This is a genomic window from Proteus faecis (assembly GCF_030286765.1).
Taxonomy (GTDB): Bacteria; Pseudomonadota; Gammaproteobacteria; order Enterobacterales; family Enterobacteriaceae; genus Proteus; species Proteus faecis.
Genome location: NZ_JASVWV010000002.1, coordinates 184,516 through 208,772 on the forward strand (window position 1 = coordinate 184,516; position 24,257 = coordinate 208,772).

Sequence of the window (24,257 nt, forward strand, 5' to 3'; positions counted from 1 at the left end):
GGCAACTTGTTATCACTATTTCAGCGAAAATGTTAAACGGGAAGCTAGTGCTTCCCGTTTGTGTATTTAATGCATTGAATATTATTTAAAATCAGCATAAGGAATAAGAGGATTTGGTGGTAAATCTAAATCACCATTCCAGCCATCAAATGAATAACGTAAGTACATTAATGCATGGCTTGGGGTATAGTTTTTTGCTTGTTGAATATCGATAGCTGCACCAATAAACCAATGTGGTGTTATGCGATGTTCAACTAATGCTCTTGCGGTATAACCAAAACCATTGCTGGAACCTCCTTCATCAATAGCATCATGCTCTTGATAATAAAGCCTCATCATATCTTCTCGATCTTCAGGGCTAAGTCCATTCATATAGCGATTAAAATTATCGGGAGAAATGAGATATTGTAAAGGATAGCGTTTTCTGTCATCTGTTTGAGAGTAAGACCAAGACACGGAACCTGATAATTCCCAAGACCAATTTTCAGTACGTTCACGATAATTAATGGGGAGCCCTAAAGAGACATATTTTTGAGGACTATAATAACCACCTTGACCTAAAGTGTATCCACTTAAGTCCTTATCATAATGCCAAAGCATAGTATTTAATCCGATAGATACGCGACGGTTATTTTCATTGATAAGTTTATAATAATAGCCTCCCATACCTCGAACACTGCTATTATCTTCCACATTCTTACCCGTCAATTTATCAATAGAAATTTCGCCCCAATAACCGTCTTTTCCACCTAAGTCATAGCTTCCGCTTAAACGAACGCCAGTTCTTCTAACACCGCCCCATATTTGATTTGTCCAAATATCTCGTTGACCACCAAAAGCCAGCAAAGAGCTATTAACCGGGCGGCGGTGAGCATCAAGTGTCCAGCCTACATTAAAAAGATCATGGCTATAGGCGATTTTACCAACCCAATCAGTTACTTCAAAACCCAGTGGAGTTGTACCAAGATCCCATTGCCATTGAACATTTTCCCAGCCAATTGCAGGGCTAACACCAAAGGATTTTTGTTCTAGCGGAAAACATCCTGTGCGATAACAAGTCCCAAATTTAGCATCATAAGGTGATGTACCCAGCTTGCCACTATTAAGATTAACTAAGTCTGCTCGCCAGAAGAAACGGCCATTATAAACAGGGTGATCGAGTTGTAACATCGTCGTGTGGGCGCGTAGTTTGGAATAGCCTTCGCTACCATTAGAACCCCAATAATCATGTTCAAGAGTAAAACGCCACTCTTGTTGACGATAGAGAGAGTGAGCATCAGCTCGTAGACTTCGAGATAGCCAATTGTCGTTCTCGTTATTGCGCATTAATCTGGTGTATTCAATATTATCTTTTGGCAACCTATCTGCTATTCCATCCTTGAGCATAGCGTGTTGGTAATAATAGTGTGCTTGTTGACGATGTCGTTCATCACGATGAAAACGAGCAATATCGCGTAATATTAAAGGATCAGCACTGTCTGGCTCTGTTTCAATTTGTTGTGTCAAATAAGCAAAATAGTGTTGTGCTTTTTCTGTATTGCCGACCTCTTTTTCCGCATTGGCGACGCGTCTAATAGCGTTGTTATTAAACTGGCTAGGTGAAAGTGTTGCTATTTTTGCAAGATAATATTTTGCCTGTGCTTTTTGTCCTTGTGCTAAGGCAATTTCTGTTGCACCTAGTAATGCCGTTTCATTATTAGATTCCAGATTTAGAGCGGTATGATAATAACTGAGGGCTTGTTCAAGGTTATTTCGCTCCTGCGCCCAGTTTGCTAATAGCAAATAAATCTGCATTTTTTGTTCTGGTGGAATATGGGAAAAAAGATAATCAACAGCGTGTTGCTCTTGTCCTTTGGCGCGTAGAGACTCTGCATGCGCGACTATTTCACCAAAACGTAATCGACTATCTAACGCTTTCATGCTTTCACTGCGTTGAGATAAAGGGATCGTTTTTAATGTATCAAGAGCTTGAGTTTCTCGTTCTGTTTTATTGAGATATAGCGCGTAGGCATAAAGACGAGATGGATCATTAGGGAGCCGACGATTAAGTTGATTAAAATACGCTTCAGCCACAGAGCCTTGTTGGGTGATTAGTAAATCATCCGTAAGGTGATAAATATTCCAAACATCATCAGGATAATCTTTAGCAATCGCTTTACGTTTTTCAATAGCACTAAGATATCGCTCTTTATGTTCATCATCTGCAGCTAAATCTTGTCTTATACCTGAGATAATATAGCCATAATCTTCAGCCAAATTTTTATATTGTCTTGGCGTTAAACCATCAATAAACTGTTGCGCTTTATCATGTGACTGTTGTCGATAAAGTTTTGCGAGACTATGTAATGTCGCAGAGTGGTTGGAGTGATATTTTAAGGCCTGCAAATAATAGCTTTCAGCAAGCGCTAATTGATGCTGTGCAACTGCAATATTACCTAAACCAATATAAGGCTCGCTTTCATAAGGGGCTAACTTATTGAGTTGGCGAAAATAATGTTCAGCTAATGGGTAATCTTGTTTTAATAGTGCTTCATCGCCTTTTGAAAGGAGATGCCAATATTGGTTTGCTTGCAACATGGCTTGCCATTGACCACTATTATCATGACTGGGTGATAATTTTAGTGCTTGAGACAGATAGAAAATAGCAGCACCACGTTGATTTTCACGAGAATAACGTACACCCAAAGCCCCTACAACATCAGCATTATCAGGTTGTTGTCGTACTTTTTGTTTTAAGGTTGCAATAGGTAATGAAGCAACATCTGTTTTAGGTTTTGCCGTGGAAACCGTACTGACTGTGCTTGTTGTCACTGCTGATTTTATTGTGGATTGTTGCTGGTAGAGACTTGCTATTTTCTCATTCTGAGGATATTGGTGATAAATATGATTAAGTCTATCTATCTTATCATCATGAGAAGAGTGCATCAGTACTTGGATATATTCTAATGCTAAAGTCTCATCTGGGGGTACTCCGCGATAAATTTCATCGTATAAATTTAACGCCTCATCATAGCGCCCAGCTGTACGATAAAGTTGAGCTCGCTGTAATTTTTGCCGATTAACATCTGTTGTCAGTGATAAGGTTTTTATTGCACGCTGATATTGCTCTGATTGTGGAAATTGAGCGCCTAACTGGCTAAATAATTGTTGTGCTTTTGTATTGTCTTTCTGTTTTGTGGCAAGCTGAATTTGCATTAATAAAATATTAGGATCATTAGGTTTAATTAACGCTAAACGATGTAATGATTGAGCCACTAAAGCTTTATTTCCCGTTGATGTTCCTAATCTTATTTGCTCTTGTAAAAAAGCTTCCGCAGTCTCTTCACTGGCTTGCGTGACAGGCAGAAAGCCTGTCAGCAAGAAGAGAGCAATAACAGAGTGGCGATGTGTGTGACCAAATTGCCACATAGCTTAGTCCTTAGTCGCTAAACGACGTTGGCTTCTTATTTTCATTGCTCGCCAAATAAGAAGAGAGACAACAAGAATGCCGATAATTGCCGCTAAACCAAGCCATATAGGGTGAGAGGCAAACACATACCAAACTTCTTCCCACCAAGGTAAATAACCGACGAAATAAGTATCACCCACACGTAAGCTATTTACGCCAGATCCTCTAATTAATACCACTGAACCATACATCGCATCACGTTTACCGCTGTCACTAATTGCCTCATTTAACAGTTTATAACCTTGTGTACTATCGGCTAATAATGCGACAACGCTACGCTGTGAAAAGAATGGAGATTGGAAACCAATAATTGCCCCCATTGATCCCTTTGAGATCAGTGAGACTCGGCTATCAGGGCGTTTATCATTTGGTTGATAACTTGTGTGGCTAAAGATACTGATTTCACGAGAAGGTAGAGTAATTTCACTACGTGCTTTATCAATCAGTACGTTCATCTGTTTATCATTATTGAATGCAGGTGGAATTGTTCCAATAAGTAGTAGATCTACATCCCTTTTTTGCACTTCATCCAATGAATCTGTTAATGAAACATTTAGCGCAGGATAACCTGTTTGAGCACCTATATTTCCTGTTGAAATTAATAGGGTAGATAATTGTGTTGGAGACGGTTGTGGATTAACAAAAATCAAGGTTTCTGATAGATCCGCATAACGACTAAATGGAAAGCCTGCATGGCTATAAACTCGCAGATCAGGTAGTGCAATATAGTGTCGATAATCACCAGTAAAATTAAAACTAGATAAATCATCAATGGCGACAGCATTTGGAACAGGTTGATAAGTAATACAATGATCTACTGAGCCGCCCGGAATTGGGTTAGTGTAATCAAAGGCAAATGTAATTTGATTTCTTTCTCCTAGTTTTACTGCGGGAATATTCAATAAATTCTTATGCTCAATCCAGCCTTGAATAAGTGGTAAATAAGCGATGACGAGATTATCTTTTTTATCTTTCTCAAGAGGATAAGCTTTAATGAAGTGGTCGTTTACTGAGATAGACATACGAGAGTCATCTTGAAATGCAGGGGCAGTATAGCGATAACGCAATTGCATTTGTAATCCCGTATTATTAAACATAAATAGATCAGGCGGTAATGTCATATTTAATGTAATAGGAGCGGGTCTTAATCCGCGAGATTGCAACTGACCTTCATAGTCTTGCAGTGTATTAAAGTAGATAGGTTTATTTAACTGTACCCATTTTGGCGCATCATAAGGTTCACGCGGGATCAATTTCTCTACTTCATTAATCGTGACGATATTTCCTCTGAAGATAACTTGTCCACGAGCTATTCCGTTTACAGCGGTGATCAAATCATTATCATCACGCCCCATAATGAGAAGTAACTTAATATAAGGATTAGTTGGATGTGTCAGCATTTCGATGGTTGGCTCTTTCACATCGGGATGCTGTTTTAAAAAGGCGGGCTTTTGTTTATTGGTTGCAAAAATAATGCTGTGTTGATTTGGCAAAATATCATAAAAAACCGGATAATTTTGCTTACGCCAATCAACTTGAGTTCCAAACCAAGAAGAGAGGATCGCCGCTGCTTTTTGTTGAACTAAATTCGGTGACTGGCTGAAGACCATTGGCAGTGTTAATTCACCAAAATCGCGACTATCAAAAAATGGTTCTGGGAAGTACGCTAACTCATTACCTAAACGAAGTGATTGAAAGGTCAGATTGAGTTGACTGTTTTTACTTACATCAAACCAAAGTGTTGTGTTTGCTTGGTTTTCACAAATTTCACGATAATGGCCAATAAAAGAGAGTTTTATATGGTTAAAATCTTGAATAAATAAAGGATCAATCGGTATCGTAATTTGGTTTTTTTTACCTAAATCTTCCTGTTTTAAGGTAATCACTCCCATTAACTCATCATTTAAATAGACATTAAGGTGAGATTCCACAGGAAGTAGTGATGGAGATGGCGTAAATTCTAAATCGAGAGTTGCTTTTGAAACATATTCATCACTGCGTACGCCAAATTCTAGATAGCCATCAGGATTAACACCAGTCAAATGGAGCGCGCCATAACTAGGTGCTGTCTCTGCAAATTTTAATATCTTCTGACGAGCCGAATAGGTGACATCTGTAGTAGGTAATTGCGTATTTCTAGGCGCTACTTTAGACATAACTTCGGGAAGCGCTTCAGTTATTGTAACGGATGGCTCTGAAATATTGGTTTGCGTTTCTTGCGTTTCATCTCCATGAACAGAAGAAGTAAGCATAAATAAGGCAAATATGAGAAAACGTTTTTTCATTATTGTTACCCATGATCTTATTGTTTATTAATAAATTCCCAAAAACGGAGTTTTTCCTTCAAGACTGATGAAATATTTGTGAAACATTAACGCGTTGAGGGAGTAACGATGAAAGCCACAGTAAAAAAAGACCGAGTAAGTGAAAAGTGGTGTAAATAAAGTAAGGAGCGCGCTTTAACAAGGTGTTATAACCTTGCATGCTGATAAAAATAATGTTCTTGAGACTATTTAAAGGTCTGTCGGTTGGCAGTTCATTTTGCCAATCTGCCCACGTATCAGCTCGCTCAAAAGTACATGCAGTAAATTCGATAGCTTTTTGCGTTGTCATTTCAAGGAGTTGTAATCCAATAATTTGTCCATCGATACGAGAGATATTGGCTTTAAAGGCATGTTCACGCTGATTTTGACTGAGTAATAGTGTGATGCTTTCATTTTGAGAGAGTGAAAGCGTGACATTATCAGGTAATAAGATTGCACAGCTATTATCAGAAAAATCATAGAGATAACAGCGATATAGCGAGCCATTATTTAACAGCAACATGGCAGGGATTTTAACGCGAACGCGAGGAAAACGGCGTTGTTGCTTTGTCTCGACAGAAACTGCAATCGCAACACCCAGTAAGATAAGGTTATAGCAAACCCATAATAGACACATCACAACAGCCCATGCTTCATCGGGATCGCCCGTTGTAATGCGCCAAAAAGCAAACAAAATGCCTAGCAAGTTTAAGTTGAGAAAGAGTAAATAAGGGCGATTAATTCTCCAATCAACAAAACCTTCTTCCATCACGCCACCTTTACCAGTCACATTGAAAGTCCCTTTGTGAGGAGAGAAAAGGGTGCTTAACACGGGACGAGTGGTGTACCACGCTAAAATCGTTTCATAAACCTCCCCCCAAAATGAGTGGCGATAGGGGCCTTGTAACTTCGCACTGGCGAGTGAAATATGGATCAAATACGGCACAACATAGAGAGCGATCGCCATCGCTGGTGCATAAATGATATAGGCATGGAAAATAAGAAATGTTAATGGTGCGAGTAAGAAAATCATCCGTGGAATGCCAGAAAAAAAGTGTAGCATGGCATTTAAGTAACAAAGGCGTTGCGGTACGCTCAAACCTTTACCAAAGAGTGGATTATCAAGTCGGAATATTTGCACCATCCCTCTCGCCCAGCGAATACGTTGACCTATATGTGCGGATAATGATTCTGTCGCTAACCCCGCAGCTTGTGGAATGCGAATATAAGCGGAGCTCCAGCCATGACGGTGTAACCGTAATGAGGTATGTGCATCTTCTGTAACCGTTTCAACGGCAATGCCACCAATTTCATCCAATGCCGTACGACGTAAAATGGCACACGAACCACAGAAAAATGTTGCATTCCAAGTGTCATTACCGTCTTGAACCAACCCATAGAAGAGTGTGCCTTCATTGGGCGTTTCACGAAAATTACCTAAATTACGTTCAAAAGGATCGGGTGAGAAAAAATGGTGAGGTGTTTGCACCAAAGCTATTTTTTCATCTTTTAAAAACCATCCCATTGTAAATTGTAGAAATGAACGTGTTGGAATATGGTCACAGTCAAAGATAGCGACAAATTCACCCGAAGCGAGTGTTAAGGCATGATTGATATTACCTGCCTTAGCAAATTCATGCTTTTCTCGTGCAATGTAACGAATGCCTACTTCTTGAGCAAACGCCTTAAATTCAGGGCGGGAGCCATCATCAAGCAGATAAATAGTGAGTTTATCTTTAGGCCAATCTAAATTTAAGCTGGCATAGATTGTGGGTTTAACAACTTGTAGATCTTCGTTATAGGTAGGGATAAAAATATCTACGCTTTGCCATTGTGTAATGTCTTTAGGCATAGAAACAGGTTTGCGATGCAGTGGCCAAATACATTGCATAAAACTAAGGAATAATACACACCATGCGTAAGTTTCAGCCAGTAAAAGCAGTAAACCACAAATTAGGCTGAAATTATCAATCCAATAAAGGGTTGACTGATAACGCCACCAAATGTATCGACATGCAATTGTCAGTGCCAACATAATCATTGTGATTGAAGAGTAACGCCCTGGAATATCGCGGATAGCTAAAGCAACTAACCAAAGAACAATCACAAAAACAAACTGGAATGTAAGATCAAATGGTTGAGTGATACTGAGTAAAATAAAGAAAATGGCAAAAATAGCGATGACAGAATAGAGAATATATTGCCAAAAAGGTGTGGTTTTTTTCTTATGTTCAATCAGTTCAATCGCGATAGGAGAGACATGAACAACGAGTTTTTTGTATGATTTTCGAATATAGAAAATAAGTTGAGTCGGTTTTTTAATCAGTAAATAGGCTACATAATGGCAAGCTAGCCAAATACTTTGTAACAAATAGCGTAGAGGGTCGAAAACTTTAGGGCAGCGAGGATTAATATGAGGATATAGCTCTCGTTGTTTTCTGGCAATTTTCCGCCAAAAAGGAGATTCCATCCGTAAAAAAAACCACATAATCCCCAGAAATAGCTCGCTAACAATAGCTGCGCTACGAGATGCACCGTTATGGCGATAAAACTTGTAGTAACGAATAAGAATATGTTGTGTCATATTCTTTTCGGCTTTATTCGTAGCATCGTAAGGTGATGGCATTATGGCTGTCCTTCTTTCCTCTCAAATAACGAAAAACACCATTGAGTAAGTTGCGATATTTCTTCTACTAACATGCAATTAGCTCTGTAATCATATAAAGGTAAACGTGAGGCACAGGCTTCTAGTGAGGCTTCATCTTGATGAAGGATGACTGGGCATAATGGAAATGGTGTCGTTTGCCAAAATTGATAAAAATCTTGATGAATTTGGCTAGTGGCACGAAATTGGTTTATCAGAACATATTCATTTTCGATAAATGTGTGTTGGTTAAGGCGAATATGACAGTTACTTTCTGCCATTACTATGGTGAAAAAAATATCAGCTTTTTCTATCCAAGGTGCGAAAAGAGAGTCTTGTGTATGCTGTAAATCCATTAAAATAATGGTATTAGGATGTAGCTGAATAAATGTCGTTAAAAAATGGCTAATAGATTGTTTTGCTGAAAATGACAATTGTAAGAGCAAATTATCTTTCATATTAACCAAGCCAAAAGGTAATACTTGGTAGTGTGGTCTATAGTAAAAAATACTCTCTTCTATTGGTGTTTCTTTTAATAATGCCTGACTTAATGGGAGCGTTTTTTGTTGTTCTGGAAAATAAAAAGACAAAATATTTTCAGTGCAATTATCAATAATAAGCACTTCTTTATTTTGTTGATTAAATTGCCGAGCAAGTGCAATTGTTGTGGACGTTGTACCCACTCCACCACGGAGCCCTTTTAATACAATAAGTGGCATAGTTAGCCTCATTTAGTTATGTAATGAAATGCATTAAGCAATGGCCAGCGATAAATAAGCACACTATTTCCTTCTTCTTTATTAATATCCTGATAGTGATAGTTATTTAATGAAAATAATTTTTTTAGTTTATTAACATCCTTATTTAGATTATTTTTTTCTATTTTTATATTTGAGTTAATAAAAATTTCATTTTTCATTTTAATAACCTCTGGATAAATTAAGAATAAATTTCTATCGAAATTAAAATATTGATAAAAACAGTGGTTAATTAATGGTGTGTTCTGTTTAATTAAATTATTTATTTTAGAATATGCTTTAAAACACATTATTTCAATTACGTAAAAACACATAAAATATGTATTTTTATCTTATTTTTATAAATGATAGTAATTGGTTTTATTTTTACTTTTATAGTTTAATTTTTATTTTTTTAATATTTGCTAAAAGGTTATCATCAGCAAAATCAAGAAATAAAAAATAAATGTAAATTAGTTGTTTATGACAATATATTAAAATATTCAAATTCGATGATCGTTATTGTATATTGATATATATCATTTTTATATAAAAATTATTATATTTTAGTCTTTTATGGATTGGTTGTGTTTTTATTTTTATGTATTTATTTTCTTGTTGTTAACTATGTTTTTTAGTTGTTGTTTAATGTTGTTAACGTGTGTTTTGTATTGTGTTTATTTCGCAATGTAAAAATAAGATAACTCTGTCTTTTATTATTTAATGTAAATAATTCATCATTTTTAAAAATAGACGCTATTCTATAAATAGAATGTTGAGTTTTTATTTTTAAACTCAGTTTAAATAAGTTGTCTAGTATATTTTTTATATAAGGGAACTATTTTTTGATGATGTTTTATTTTTTCACCTTTTGTTTAAGTATTTTCACTTGGTTTTAAATAAATATTCTCTTATATGGTTTTTGAGTGGTTAATTAAATATCAGAGGTAATAAGAAGACAGATATGAGTAATCATATAACTGTCGAATTGGCTTTATTTATACTAAAGAGTAGGAAATAAAAATGAACAAAACTAAAACAACCCAGTTCGATTTTTTACATTACTGGCATGGGTTGGGAGCATGGAATTTCTATTTTTTACTAAAGTTTGTTTTGCTTTGGTATGGTTATTTAAATTTTGATGCTTTTAGCAATTTACTTTTTCTGGCTTTTTTATTGTTCCCATTACCAAAAAATAGTTGGCATAAAATACGTAATTGGGCCGCTATCCCAATAGGGATAATTCTATTTTATCATGATACTTGGTTACCCAGCTTTTCAACGGTAATTTCTCAAGGTGGGCAACTTAAACAGTTTTCTTTTGATTATCTTATTGAATTAACTGTTAACTTTATTAATATCAAAATGATCGGTGTCGCCTTTATTTTGTTAGTAGGTTACCTTTTTATTGAACAGTGGGTAAGGGTATCAGTTTTTATTATTGCAGGTGTATTGTGGTTAAATATGGGAGGGTTTACTCATTTTTCTCAAGGTGTGTTGCCTTCTGTTTCAGCGAATACTTTTATGCAACAAAGTAACATTAATACTGAAAAAAGCACCGTAGCCGCCAATGAGCCCGAAGCGTTACCAGCATCAGTCGAACCGCAAGTATCCCCTGAAGTTGTACCGATTAAAGAGGTACAAACGGCATCAACTAATACAGTTTATCCACCACAAAAACAGAAGGTCAATAATAAGGTATTGGATGATTGGCTTACTCAATTTTATGATTATGAGAAAAAACGGACGACACCATTTCCTACACAGTTAGCAGCTAATGCTCAGCCTTTTGATATCTTAATTATTAATATTTGCTCGCTTTCTACCGCTGATGTGGCTGCTGTTGGGCTACAAGAACACCCAATTTGGGGTAATTTTGATGTGCTATTTAGCCACTTTAATACCGTATCTTCTTATAGTGGCCCAGCATCGTTAAGATTATTACGTGCGAGTTGTGGGCAGACTCACCACTCTGCTTTATACGATCCTGCTGATACACAATGCTTGCTGATGGATAATTTATCATCGTTAGGATTTACCAAGAAATTGGTGCTCGACCATAACGGGAAGTTTGGTCATTACCTCAAAGAAATTCAGCAACTCGGTAATCTTAATATCGCCTTACAAGATCAAGAAAATCTTTCTCATCAAATTACTGCATTTGATGGCACCAAAATTTACAACGATAAGGAAACATTGCAACGTTGGTTGAAAGCGCGTGAGCTGTCTAATGAGAACCGCACGGTGACCTTTGTGAACTTGGTATCACTACATGATGGTAACCGTTATGTAGGCGAAAATAGCACTGCTGATTATGGTAAACGTGCCTCTACATTACTTGATAATTTGGATAGCTTTATGAATGAGCTAGATAAAAAAGGAAGAAAAGTGATGGTGGTGATTGTGCCTGAGCATGGTGCCGCTTTACAAGGTGATAAGACGCAAATGTCAGGCTTAAGAGATATTCCAAGCCAAAGCATTACTACTGTACCTGCCGGTATTCGTTTCACTGGAATAAAAGATCGAGCACAATTTTATCCTCCTGTGATTGTTGATGAACCAAGCAGCTATTTAGCTATTTCTGAGTTTATTTCTCGTAATGTAAATGGGGATGTCTTTAACCAATCGGTTATTGATTGGGATGCATTAGCTAGTGAGCTTCCTCAAACTGCTAATGTTGCGGAAAACCAAGCTACGGTTGTGGTTGATTATCAAGGTAAGTCTTATATCAAGTTAAATGAAGGGGAGTGGATTAATTATCCTAACTAACTTTTTATAGGAAACCGTTTCATCATAAATTAATTTTCTCGTTTTCTCTTCTTGAGATCCCCGTATGATTGCGGGGCTTTTTTTATGGGTTTTATAAATAGAAGTTATAAAAAAACCACATCAATAAAGATGTGGTCTGATTAAAATTATAACGTGATGTTATTGGCAAAAGGCTTATTTTAAGCCTGCAGCTTCACGTAAGATTTCAGCTTTATCTGTTGCTTCCCAAGGGAATTCAGAACGACCAAAGTGACCGTAAGCAGCTGTTTTTTGATAGATGGGGTGCAGTAAATCTAACATTTGAATTAATCCATAAGGACGTAAGTCAAAAAATTCACGCACTAACAAAATCAGTTGTGCTGTTGGGACTTTTTCAGTACCAAATGTTTCAACCATAATTGATGTTGGCTCTGCCACACCGATTGCGTAAGAAACTTGGATTTCACAACGATCTGCTAAACCTGCTGCCACGATATTTTTAGCAACGTAACGTGCTGCATAAGCGGCTGAACGGTCAACTTTCGATGGATCTTTACCAGAGAAAGCCCCACCGCCGTGACGAGCCATACCGCCATAAGTATCGACAATGATTTTACGACCAGTTAAGCCACAGTCACCCATTGGTCCACCGATAACAAAACGACCTGTTGGGTTGATGAAATATTTAGTTTGTTCATTTAACCATTCTACGGGGAGAACTGGTTTAATGATCTCTTCCATCACGGCTTCATGCAGATCTTTTTGTGAAATATCTTCAGAATGTTGAGTTGATAATACAACTGCATCAATACCGACAACTTTGTTGTTGTCATATTGGAAGGTAATTTGACTTTTCGCGTCAGGGCGTAACCAAGGTAAAGCACCACTTTTACGGACTTGTGCTTGGCGTTGAACTAAGCGATGAGCATAAGTAATTGGAGCAGGCATTAATACGTCAGTTTCGTTGGTTGCATAACCAAACATTAAACCTTGGTCGCCAGCACCTTGTTCTAATGGATTTGCACGGTCAACACCTTGGTTGATATCAGGAGATTGTTTACCAATCGCACTGATAACTGCGCAGGAATTAGCATCAAAGCCCATGTCGGAACTGGTGTAGCCGATTTCACGAACAGTGTTACGTGTAATTTCTTCGATATCGACCCAAGCTTTGGTGGTAATTTCTCCGCCTACCATAACCATACCTGTCTTGACGTAAGTTTCACAGGCAACGCGTGCTTTTGGATCTTGCTCTAAGATTGCATCCAGAACAGCATCAGAAATCTGATCTGCAATTTTATCTGGATGGCCTTCTGAAACTGATTCAGAAGTAAAAAGGTGTGTAGTCATTATATCTCGTTACCTTAATACAAGCGGTTTAAGGATGGATGTTTTAACATCTAGACGTCTATTTTACGACTCTTCTCTCCTTAATTCCAGCTTTTTTTAATCAAATATAGGGAGAAAGTAGAATCAAACAGTTGATCTTATTTTTTGTTGCCCGCTATTTTTGTATTGAGAAAATAGGTGATAGAGAAAAAAAAGTTTTTTGTACTTTTTGCTTTGCATTTTTAACTAACTAAAGGTATAAACTCGCGGTTACTGTGAAATCTGAACACAGTGTAAACCGCAGGATTTCTGATCCTGTTTCTCTGTTAGGGAAATGGCTTATAGGTTTAAGTCATGTGTGGAGTGAATGGGTAATGATCCATTGTCTACAGGTTAGTCTTTTCAAAAACCAAAACAGTACTCGCCAATACTACACGCGTAGTATATCTAGAGTAATCTCCTCTTTGAGCTCTTTCTCTTTGGAGCGAAGTTGTCTGTTACTTGCCAATAGGTAATTGTGTTAATTCATTATGGGTTAACTCAAGAACTTTCTACTATTATGTCCTGCGTATAGCTGGATAATCATATAAAAATATATAGTGAGTCATTACTTCCAACTGTTATTTATCAGTCGTTTCAGATTTTTGTCAGATAATTGACTACTATAGTGACAGGCAAGGTATAAACTCATACTCCCTAAGGAGAATGTCATGAATGATAACATCGCTCGCAAGATGCAACAGACCTATAACATCACATATTGGGGTGGTGGGTACTATTTAGCGAATAATCGAGGAAATATCAGTGTTTGCCCTAATCCTGATGTACCCGAGGCAACTTTGGACTTAACAGAATTAGTTAAGCAAGTGCAAGACGAGTATTCACATTTGCGCCTCCCTGCGCTTTTTTGTTTTCCTCAGATTTTACAACATCGCTTACGTTCTATTAATGCTGCGTTTCATCGTGCGCGTGAAGCTTATGGTTATAAAGGTGACTATTTTTTAGTCTATCCAATTAAAGTTAACCAGCAACGTCGTGTTATTGAGTCATTAGTTAATGCAGGTGAGCCTTTAGGCTTAGAAGCGGGTTCAAAAGCAGAACTGATGGCTGTGCTTGCTCATGCCAATATGACAAGTTCAGTGATTGTGTGTAATGGTTATAAAGACCGTGAATATATTCGTTTAGCGCTTACCGGTGAAAAACTTGGACATAAAGTTTTCTTAGTGATTGAGAAAATGTCTGAGATAAAAATGGTATTAGAAGAAGCTGAGCGTTTAGAAGTTATTCCTCGTTTAGGTGTTCGTGCCCGTCTAGCCTCTCAAGGTTCAGGTAAGTGGCAAGCAAGTGGTGGCGAAAAATCAAAATTTGGTTTGGCAGCAACACAAGTATTGCAACTCATTGATACCTTACGCCAAGCTGGTCGTATAGATAGCTTACAGTTATTGCATTTCCATCTGGGATCTCAGATGGCAAATATTCGTGATATTGCAACCGGTGTTCGCGAATCTGCACGCTTCTATGTTGAACTGCACAAATTGGGCGTAAATATTCAGTATTTCGATGTGGGCGGTGGTTTAGGTGTGGACTATGAAGGGACACGCTCACAATCTGATTGCTCCGTTAACTATGGCCTCAATGAATATGCGAATAATGTTATTTGGGCGATTGGTGACGCATGTGATGAAAATGATTTACCTCATCCAACGGTAATTACGGAATCAGGACGCGCATTAACAGCACATCATACTGTACTGATTTCTAATGTAATTGGTGTTGAGCGTAATGAATTTACAGCGATTACACCACCAGAGGAAGATGCTGCAAGACCTATTGCAAGCCTTTGGGAAACATGGGAAGAGATGCAAACTAAAGGGCATAGCCGTTCATTACGTGAATGGTTACATGATAGCCAATTAGATCTTCATGATGTGCATACTCAATATGTTCACGGCATGTTAAGCCTGACAGAGCGTGCTTGGGCTGAAGAACTATATTTGAATATCTGTCGTCGTATTCAATACGATCTTGATCCAAGTAATCGAGCTCATCGTCCTATTATCGATGAATTACAAGAACGTATGTCAGATAAGTTCTATGTTAACTTCTCACTTTTCCAATCTTTACCTGATGCATGGGGAATTGATCAGCTCTTCCCTGTTTTGCCAATAGAGGGTTTAGATAAACCATTAGATCGTCGTGCAGTATTGTTGGATATCACCTGTGACTCTGACGGTATTATTGATCACTATGTTGATGGTGATGGTGTTGAAACAACCATGCCAATGCCAGCTTATGATCCTGAATATCCACCAATGATTGGCTTCTTTATGGTGGGGGCTTATCAAGAAATTTTAGGTAATATGCACAACTTATTTGGTGATACAGCAGCTGTAGACGTTTATCTTGATGAAAAAGGAAATCTGACTTATCAACTCAGTGAAGAGGGTGACACGGTTGCTGATATGCTTCAATACGTTAAGTTAAATCCAGCCGTGTTACTAGAACGTTTCCGCATTCAAGTAAAAAATGCACAGTTAGACGAAGCGTTACAAGAGCAATTCCTGACTGAATTTGAAAGTGGTTTATACGGTTATACGTATCTGGAAGAAGAAGAGTAATTCTTCACTTCCCAATGCAAGAGTGATGTTTTAAACATCACTCTTTATCTATCATATTGATTGTATGTTGCTTATTTTAAATAGGTAACAGAGGTAATAGCATGAAAAATAGTACGTTAGGTAATGAGACTGATAATTCATTGATCTCTAATGCATTTGGTTTTTTACGTTTTCCACTGAATTTTCAGCCTTACAGCAGTGATGCAGATTGGGTTATTACGGGTGTACCTTTTGATATGGCAACATCAGGTCGCGCAGGAACGCGTCATGGACCTGGCGCAATTCGCCAAATTTCAACAAATTTAGCGTGGGAAGGTAACCGCTGGCCGTGGAATTTCGATATGCGTGAACGTTTAAGCGTTGTCGATTGCGGTGACTTAGTTTTTAACTTCGGTGATGCACAGGATATGAGCGATAAATTACAAGCTCATACAGAGAAGTTATTAGCGGCAGGTAAAAAATGTTTAACATTTGGTGGTGACCATTTTGTCACATTACCTTTATTACGTGCTCATGCAAAACACTTTGGTAAAATGGCATTAGTTCATTTTGATGCACATACCGATACTTATGGTAATGGTAGTAAATTTGACCACGGTACAATGTTCTTCCATGCTCCAAATGAAGGATTAATCGATCCTAACCACTCAGTACAAATTGGTATTCGTACTGATCATGACAGTGACAATGGTTTTACTGTATTGGATGCAGCGCAAGTTAACGATCGTGGTGTGACTGATATTGTTGATCAGATCAAAGGTATTGTTGGCGATCTACCTGTTTACCTGACTTTTGATATTGATTGTCTTGATCCTGCGTTTGCACCAGGAACAGGAACACCCGTTGTCGGTGGATTAACAACTGATAAAGCACTGAAGATCTTACGTGCATTACAACCGTTAAATATTGTAGGTATGGATTTAGTTGAAGTTTCTCCGGCTTATGATCAATCAGACATTACGGCGCTTGCTGGGGCAACAATTGCACTTGATATGCTCTATTTGCAGGCGGCTAAAAAGTAACGTTGTTTGATGCGAATAAACTAGTTAAGCACCAAGACGCTTTTATTCAAGAACGCAATATCACTAATATTAACAAATAATTTAGATTCAACTAAAAAAAGCAGCTTCATAATATGAAGCTGCTTTTTTAATAAAACCGTTATTTTATTATAATTATGAATTTTACTTTAATGTGTGTTGTTTTTTATATTTATATTAATAAAAGAATGTAATTATTTTCCAGATAAATAAATTATTTAAATGGAAAATATAAAATGAAAAAAAATAAATCATTAATAATTAATGACGAATCATATAGCTTTACACTTATAAATATAGAGGGAAATGTCTTAAAAAAAGTAAGTAATGATAAAATTAATGCATATTATGCATTAAGTAATAAAAGAAAGAGCATTAAAAAAAATGATAATGTCATTATTCTTCTGAGTGAAACGGATGAAATAGAAAAGAACTACCTTAGATATGTAGATGAATATCATGCGGCTGGATATGATCTATTTATTGTAGATGTGTCAAAAAATAAAAATGCAGGGTTAGATTTATTAGAACATCTTTGGTTACAGTATAGAGAACAATTACCTCAAAATATTTTTATTCATGGAAATAACGATCAAAGAGAAAATGCACTTTTATTATATAAAAATAACATTGCTAATAATAATGAAATAAAAGGTATTATATTAAGTAGTTATTTACCCAAAAATGAATTTATTTTTCCATCAGATTTGGAAATAAATACAACTATTTATTTTTCTTATGAAAATCCTAACGAGGATTATAACAATAATGCCATCTACAATGAATTATTAAATAAAAATAAAAAAGTAAAAAAATTTAGCTTCACGAATAGGAAAGAATATAATAGTTTTTCAGAATTAAATAAAATAGAAAAAAAGAAAACACTAAAATCATTAGGTAATAATAAGAAAAATGAGATAAATAAAGTAAAAGTAGGTATGCCAAGTAAAGATCAAAAAATATTTTCTCAAATAGCAGAAGAAAAAGGACTTATTATTGGCGTAAGACCTATAGATACTAATTCAACTTCATTAATTTCATCGGGAGAATATAGCAGTAAGAATTTAGCTATTAAGGCAAAAAGTTCTGATTGGGGGCCTATGGCTGGTTTTATTCCTGTCAATCAATCACTGGCTAAAGCATCGGCACAAAAAGATCTATTGAAATACAATGAAGCAGTAGCAGATGCAATAAAGAATGGAGTTGCCTCTATGAGAGAGCTTTATCTTTCAGCCGAAAGAGTGAACGAATTGATAGAGAGTAAAGTGATTAATTGTCTTTATGATAAAAATACATCATTAAAATTTGAAGTCATACATAATAATAAAATATATGAATTTTTTTTAGAATTAACAATTATAGATAATAAGCAGTATTATTTAGTTCAATATAATAATCAATTTGGGATAGAGCCTGTATTGGTGATGGCTGATCCTATATCAAATAAACCAATGATTGCAGATTATGATCTATTTACGGTGATTTATCCTTATAGTCATTTAGGAACGAATACTCGCGTTAATATACCTGTATCTTGGGAGGAATGGAAACAAAGTGTGAATTATGCTGAATTAACTGATAAGCAAAAAATGCTGTACAATGATAAATTGTTATACGAAAAAAATGAAGGAAATCAATTAGGATTTATTAGTCAGCAAATAAAAGAACTAAAAAATGAATTAAATACAGCATTAGGAAGACCAATAGGGATGGAAATAGTTCATCATGGTGCTGATGATGCTAATCCCTTTGCGGTAATTCATGACAATTTCCCTGCCACTTTTTTTATTCCTAAATCATTATTTGATAAACCGCTTAATTCAAAAAATCAAACGTTAGATGATTTGTTTTATATTAATAATAATGGCACCGTTGTATTACAATCACCAGATGAGTTTTCAAAGTTTCAGCAATTTATGATTGATTTAGGTTATATTGCTCCTTTAAATGAAAAATGGAACGATGGGAACAATGTTAATTTTTTTACAAAACGACGAAAACTATCTACCACATTTGTTGATACAAAAAATGAAATAGGACGAAAGTTAAGTATAGATAAAAAAGATAAATATACATTGGAATATGATACTTCACTTAATAAATTTAATAAAGGCTCTTATGTTGAAAATAAGGCATCATTACAGGAAATAGAGCTTAATAATAATCTCGCTGAGAATGAAATAAATTTATTATTATCGGAATATAATAGTGAAAATGATCTTTTAAATACGGTAAATAATAAAAATAACCTTCAAGCTGTAAAAGAGAAAAATAAATTACGCTCTAAAATTATAGATATAAAGTGGTTTGAAAGAATAGGACATAAATTACTTGACTCATTAATTAAGACGGATGGACTTTTTCTGAATAAAACGAATGAAAATAGATTAATTCGTTTTTTTTCTTTATTATCTAAATGTCCTGATATTAATACACCAATATATAAATCATTTAGTATTGAAAGTGGTAATATTTTAAAGAATAATTATAAAAAAGGAAAGTTGTTTGCTTTTGATGGTATTTTTTATGGTTTTAGTAATATTGAAAAAGTAAAGAAATCATCCTCTGATAATGTGTATATTTCTATTATTGGAAAACATAATGCGAAACCATTAACAAGTTTTCATTCAGGCTCTTCAGAAAAAGCAATTATTGTACCAGGAACACACTTTCGTGTGATAAACAATAAAACTATCAATAATAAGAATTACGTTGTATTAGAAGTTGTTAATGAAATATCTTATCAAGAGCCCGTATTTGATTTATATAGTGGAGAATTAAAAGGTATTGGTATTGATAAGTATAGAACGACATTTAGTGAAAAAACGGAAAGAAAAATAAATTCTTTTAAATTGAATAATATTTTTGAATCTTATCGTGGTGAATCACTACAGTCGGTAACTATAAAAAATGTAATAGATAAGATTATCGAAAGAAAAATTTCAGTTGAATATGCGATACATAAATATTTTAAAAAAATTTCAAAGGTTTTCTCTAGTGATAATAGTACCTTATTATATAATAAAGTATCTCTTGCTATTTATGATCCATTAATAAATAAATCCTTTAATCAGTATGTAAATAAAAAGATAACTTTAGAAGAGTGGAAAAACAGTTATAATGCTAATTATTTAAACGATACTGTAACTGATAACATAGATAGAGTTAAATTATTAATAAATAGTATTCATGATGTACCAAAATCGATTAACTATTTAAGTGATGCATCAACTAATTTACTTTCTCATTATTTTAATGAGTTTGATAAGAATAAATTGTTGATTAATTTATTTAATATTGCTTCAAATGAACAGGAGTATAATATTGCTATTAATGATATTGATTATTTAATCTCATTAAATGGCAATAAAGATATTTTATCATCAGTTGGAATAAAAGATGCACGAGAGTTAAGTAAAAAAATATTAAATGAGAAGAAATCAACTGATAATTTATTTGAATTGAGTTTAGGTATTAATAACAATAAAATTGTAGAGGGTAAAATAAAGATCCATAACATCGAAGTGGACAAAAGACTGCTTATCAGTTTAGGCGCGAGAATTAATAACAAAAAAATAGAGGAGATTGATGTTTTTGAGAAAAATAATGCTTATTCTCATCTTACATTCGATGCAGATAAGATAAATGATTATTTTTTAAGTGCTTCAGGAACAGATAATGATAAAAAAGCTATTTTTATTATTAAAAAGTTATTAAAAAATAAAGAGAAAAACATAAAAAAATTAATTTCAATTAATGCTGAACGTATTGATTATCTTGCAAGCTATGAGCGATTGGTTAAAATTCTAGAATTAGAGAAAGCCCCATTTGATGAATATTATTGGGATAGTGTCAGAAAACCTTCATTAAAAATACCTAGACATATGAAAATATTGAGTAAGGTAGGTTATGCTAATATTGGTTATTCGATGTGGCAATCTGTTAATAATACATTTTCTTTGGCGGAACAACTTAATAATCCCAATATATCTTTACAGCAGCGAAAAGAAATCATCACTAACTTGTCATTAATGTGGTCTGAAATGGCATTTAATGGAGTTTCTGAAATAATTGAAATTGCAATAGCAAAAGGATTATTGCGATATCGACATAATCCTTTGGAATATATAAGTAAAATAAGCAATCGAATAGGGATTGCGCTTAATATTCTTTCAGTTGGATTTGACGTCTATAATGCTTATGATAATTTTAGCCGTATTTCTGGAGAAACGGATGAAAAGCAGAAAATTGACTATATCGTTAATGGTTCATTCGCTGTTGTTTCAGGGCTTGTTACTGTAGGCATTTCTATTGCTATGCTTGCTGGTTCAACCATTGCAGGACCTATTGGTATTGTCGCGGGTGCTTTGATAGCATTGGCTACTTCAATTTATAATGCAGTAAGATTAATTGAAGAGGCAAAAAAACAAGTCAGTTTTACGTCTATGGAGGAATTAGATAATGGTTTTTATGTCTTTCTTATGGGAGATATTACGCCAGATAAGAGAAATAAGTTAACATATTTAGATACTGAAAATCAACTTGAAGAGATGGTTGATAAAAAAGCACTAACTCATTTTGAAGAAATAAAAAAACAAAGTTCAAATAGTGGGTATTTTTATACAAATGAAAAACATATCTATCAAGAGTATTATTATTATAAAATTATTCCTATATTAATAGGAGAAACAGTTGATTCTATTTTAATGCCGTCAAAAGATTTTATTTCTCAACGTATATCACAAAATATTAGCCAGCAAGAAGCGGAAGAAATTTCGGCGCTTTACCCTCACCTATCTGCAAAAAAAACAGAATATAAATATTATTTACCTAAAGAAGCGATTGCCACAGATGAAAAGCTTATTTTTGATGTGGATTTCTATGCTAATGAGTTAAACCGCTACACAATAAAAATTGCTTCTGGCGATACAAACGTTATCTTTGGCGAGATAGTGGACGAGGATTTTTTGAAGAATAGTAAAACAACTAAAGAGTATGTGATTAATAAATATGGAGAAAGCAAATTAGAGAATAGATTAATAAAAGCTAATAATATTGAAAAATATTATATTTCAGATTGGCATGAAAACTCAGTAATTTATTTTAATACACATAATGGTAATGATATTATTGCAGCACCTTCAATAACTCAAAATACATTTGATATTTATAATGGTACTAAACGCTTAAGTGGTGGTTTAAAAGATGATGTATTTAATATATTTACATCAGAGTCACCTTATTATGCGAGTCGTTTTTATGGTAGAGAAGGAAATGACACACTTCGCCTAATAAAAACTACGGGTAAATACACGGGTTATAAAGTCAATTTGCAACATAATTACGTTAAATTTAAAAATTCAGAAGATAAAACAAATAGCCAAAGTTTTCATTCAAAACTTTATCTTTATCAAAATGAAAGTGGCTTTTATTCGAAAAAACTTATTGATACTATGCCAAATATTGAGTTACAAGATCAAAAAGTTATTGCTTATTTAGACAGTATTGAAAATGTTATTGGGAGTGAAATTGGGGATGATTATATTTTAGGGAATGAAGAAGCTAACTATTTAAATGGTGCTGGTGGTGTTGATCTTTTATATGGTAAAGGCGGTAATGATACACTGGTATTAAATGAAGGTTATGCTGAGGGCGGTGAGGGAAATGATAGTTATATTATTTTGAGATCATTCTTAGAGCAAAGTTATAATAAATGGTTTGAAACTATTATTAATGAAAATAGTAAATTAGGTTCTAGTGTTGTAAGATTTAATTATTGTTTTGATGAGATTATTTCAATAAAACGTAATAAAAAAGATATTATTTTTGATTTTAAAATTGATAATGACAGACAAGAGGGAAAACATATTTATCATTCTGTAACATTAAGAAATGTTTATGATGATTCTGTAAATAATACGCCTTTACATCATTATACATTAATAACTCAAGATGGCTTTGTACTTACTTTGGATGAAAATACTAAAGATAAAACATTATACAAGTTTAGTTATTTAGAAAAATATAATGAATCAAAACTAGTCATTGAGGATTTTTATATTAATGAATATAGTAATTTAGTTATTACTGCTTTTAAAGATCAGAGTAGAAATATAAAGTTATTACCAGAATTAAAATACAGTGGTTTCTCATCTGGAAAAAATTTACGATTTGGTATTCATGGGAATAATAAAAATAATAGTTATTTTGGTATTGAGGCTAACTCATACATTAAATTAAGTCAGGGAAATGACAGTTATCAAATAAAGACATTTTTAACCAAGAGTAAAAATAAAAGGGTAAATATTTCATTTTCTGATTATATTGATAAATTTACTAAAGATGATGTAAACCATTTCTTTTTAACAGATATAAGTGGCTTTGATTTAACATTTAAAGATGGCCTTTTATCTCATCGCTATCTTCCAAATGATTATTTAACGTTATATTTTGAACAAGAACTATTAAATAAAATTGTCGATACAAATCTGACTATTAAATTAATAGATAAAGATAATATTGTTTTTACATTGCCCACTAAAGATAGTCATTCAAACTTACTTATGCCTGTGGTTAATTTGAATTTAACTATAAGTGAAAGTGATGATTTTTTGGTGATCCCTGAATCACTTATTTTAAATAAAGAAGCATTATCTGCCTATGCTGTTAATTTGTCTAATTCAACACTATTGTCAGCCACACTTGCAGAGAAACCCAAAGAATTAATTGATTTATTACCTATTCTTGAATTGAGTGATGGTAATGACATTATTGCTAATAATAATAATGTGAGCTCAGTTATTGATGGTGGTAAAGGGGATGACAATATTCTTGTCAATACAGGGCACCATATTTTAATTGCCGGAGAAGGTAATGATCGCTTGAGTGGAGGTGAAGGCAACGATCTGTTAATTTCTCAATTTGGTCATGATTATCTGAGTGGTGGTGAAGGTAACAATGTATATGTAGTGCAAAAACGGCAAAGTCGTGTGACGATTTATGATGAAGGAAAAAACAGCCATATTTTAGTGACTGGATTGGCGGAAAATGAAACTTTGCTTTCGTCTCAAGTGGGAAATAATACACAATACCAAACCCAAGATAAGCAATTTACGTTAATTGTAGAAACGGCGGAAAATGAGATTAATGAACAAGAACAGAAAACTGCTATTTCGATTACTAAAACACCCTCAGAGCTTTCATTACAAGGGCTGGCTAATATTATCCAAGAGATGGCTATATTCAATCAGCAACAATTTACTGCCGTGAATAATCACGAAACCATTTCATTATCGACATGGTCACCTTTAGCATTAGTGGAAAAACAGTTGTGATCTTTTTAATCATTGAGACCTCATAACTTAAAAAAACAGCTCCAATTTAGATTTTG

Annotated in this window: 10 protein-coding genes; 4 read left to right on the forward strand and 6 right to left on the reverse strand. The window is 34.5% G+C overall.

Going from position 1 to position 24,257, the window contains the following annotated elements; translation table 11 throughout:
* Positions 1-81: 81 nt before the first annotated feature.
* From bcsC to bcsR, 5 genes are read right to left on the reverse strand one after another with little or no spacing between them, the layout of a single operon-like run.
* Positions 82-3,408, reverse strand: coding sequence for a cellulose synthase complex outer membrane protein BcsC (bcsC, locus tag QSH13_RS04960; RefSeq protein ID WP_286038891.1), 3,327 nt, complete (start codon positions 3,406-3,408; stop codon positions 82-84).
* A 3-nt stretch (positions 3,409-3,411) separates the two neighbouring features.
* Positions 3,412-5,733, reverse strand: a complete 2,322-nt coding sequence (bcsB, locus tag QSH13_RS04965; protein WP_109396932.1) for a cellulose biosynthesis cyclic di-GMP-binding regulatory protein BcsB — start codon at positions 5,731-5,733, stop codon at positions 3,412-3,414.
* 58 nt (positions 5,734-5,791) lie between these two features.
* A complete protein-coding gene (bcsA, locus tag QSH13_RS04970) occupies positions 5,792-8,377 on the reverse strand; it encodes a UDP-forming cellulose synthase catalytic subunit (protein WP_196544366.1) in 2,586 nt (861 codons plus the stop codon).
* Positions 8,377-9,114 (reverse strand): cellulose synthase operon protein YhjQ/BcsQ, encoded by a 738-nt coding sequence (locus QSH13_RS04975; protein ID WP_109406611.1) that lies wholly within the window; start codon positions 9,112-9,114, stop codon positions 8,377-8,379. The genes bcsA and QSH13_RS04975 overlap by 1 nt, the downstream gene beginning before the upstream one ends.
* 8 nt (positions 9,115-9,122) lie before the next feature.
* Positions 9,123-9,314, reverse strand: coding sequence for a cellulose biosynthesis protein BcsR (gene bcsR, locus QSH13_RS04980; RefSeq protein WP_109396929.1), 192 nt, complete (start codon positions 9,312-9,314; stop codon positions 9,123-9,125).
* A gap of 841 nt (positions 9,315-10,155) precedes the next feature.
* On the opposite strand from bcsR, the gene bcsG reads away from it, so the two are divergent.
* Positions 10,156-11,901 (forward strand): cellulose biosynthesis protein BcsG, encoded by a 1,746-nt coding sequence (gene bcsG / locus QSH13_RS04985; RefSeq protein WP_109406612.1) that lies wholly within the window; start codon positions 10,156-10,158, stop codon positions 11,899-11,901.
* Between the two features lie 174 nt (positions 11,902-12,075).
* Here bcsG and metK read toward each other — a convergent pair whose 3' ends face one another.
* Positions 12,076-13,230 (reverse strand): methionine adenosyltransferase, encoded by a 1,155-nt coding sequence (gene metK, locus QSH13_RS04990; RefSeq protein ID WP_109396927.1) that lies wholly within the window; start codon positions 13,228-13,230, stop codon positions 12,076-12,078.
* Positions 13,231-13,919: 689 nt separating this feature from the next.
* Here metK and speA point away from each other — a divergent pair.
* The 3 genes from speA (at position 13,920) to QSH13_RS05005 (ending at position 24,201) form a co-directional block, all read left to right on the forward strand.
* A complete protein-coding gene (gene speA / locus QSH13_RS04995) occupies positions 13,920-15,827 on the forward strand; it encodes a biosynthetic arginine decarboxylase (RefSeq protein ID WP_109396926.1) in 1,908 nt (635 codons plus the stop codon).
* Positions 15,828-15,928: 101 nt separating this feature from the next.
* Complete coding sequence (speB, locus tag QSH13_RS05000) at positions 15,929-16,849, forward strand: agmatinase (RefSeq protein ID WP_109396925.1); 921 nt, start codon at positions 15,929-15,931, stop codon at positions 16,847-16,849.
* A gap of 254 nt (positions 16,850-17,103) precedes the next feature.
* Complete coding sequence (locus QSH13_RS05005; protein WP_286038892.1) at positions 17,104-24,201, forward strand: anthrax toxin-like adenylyl cyclase domain-containing protein; 7,098 nt, start codon at positions 17,104-17,106, stop codon at positions 24,199-24,201.
* The last annotated feature ends 56 nt before the right edge of the window (positions 24,202-24,257 follow it).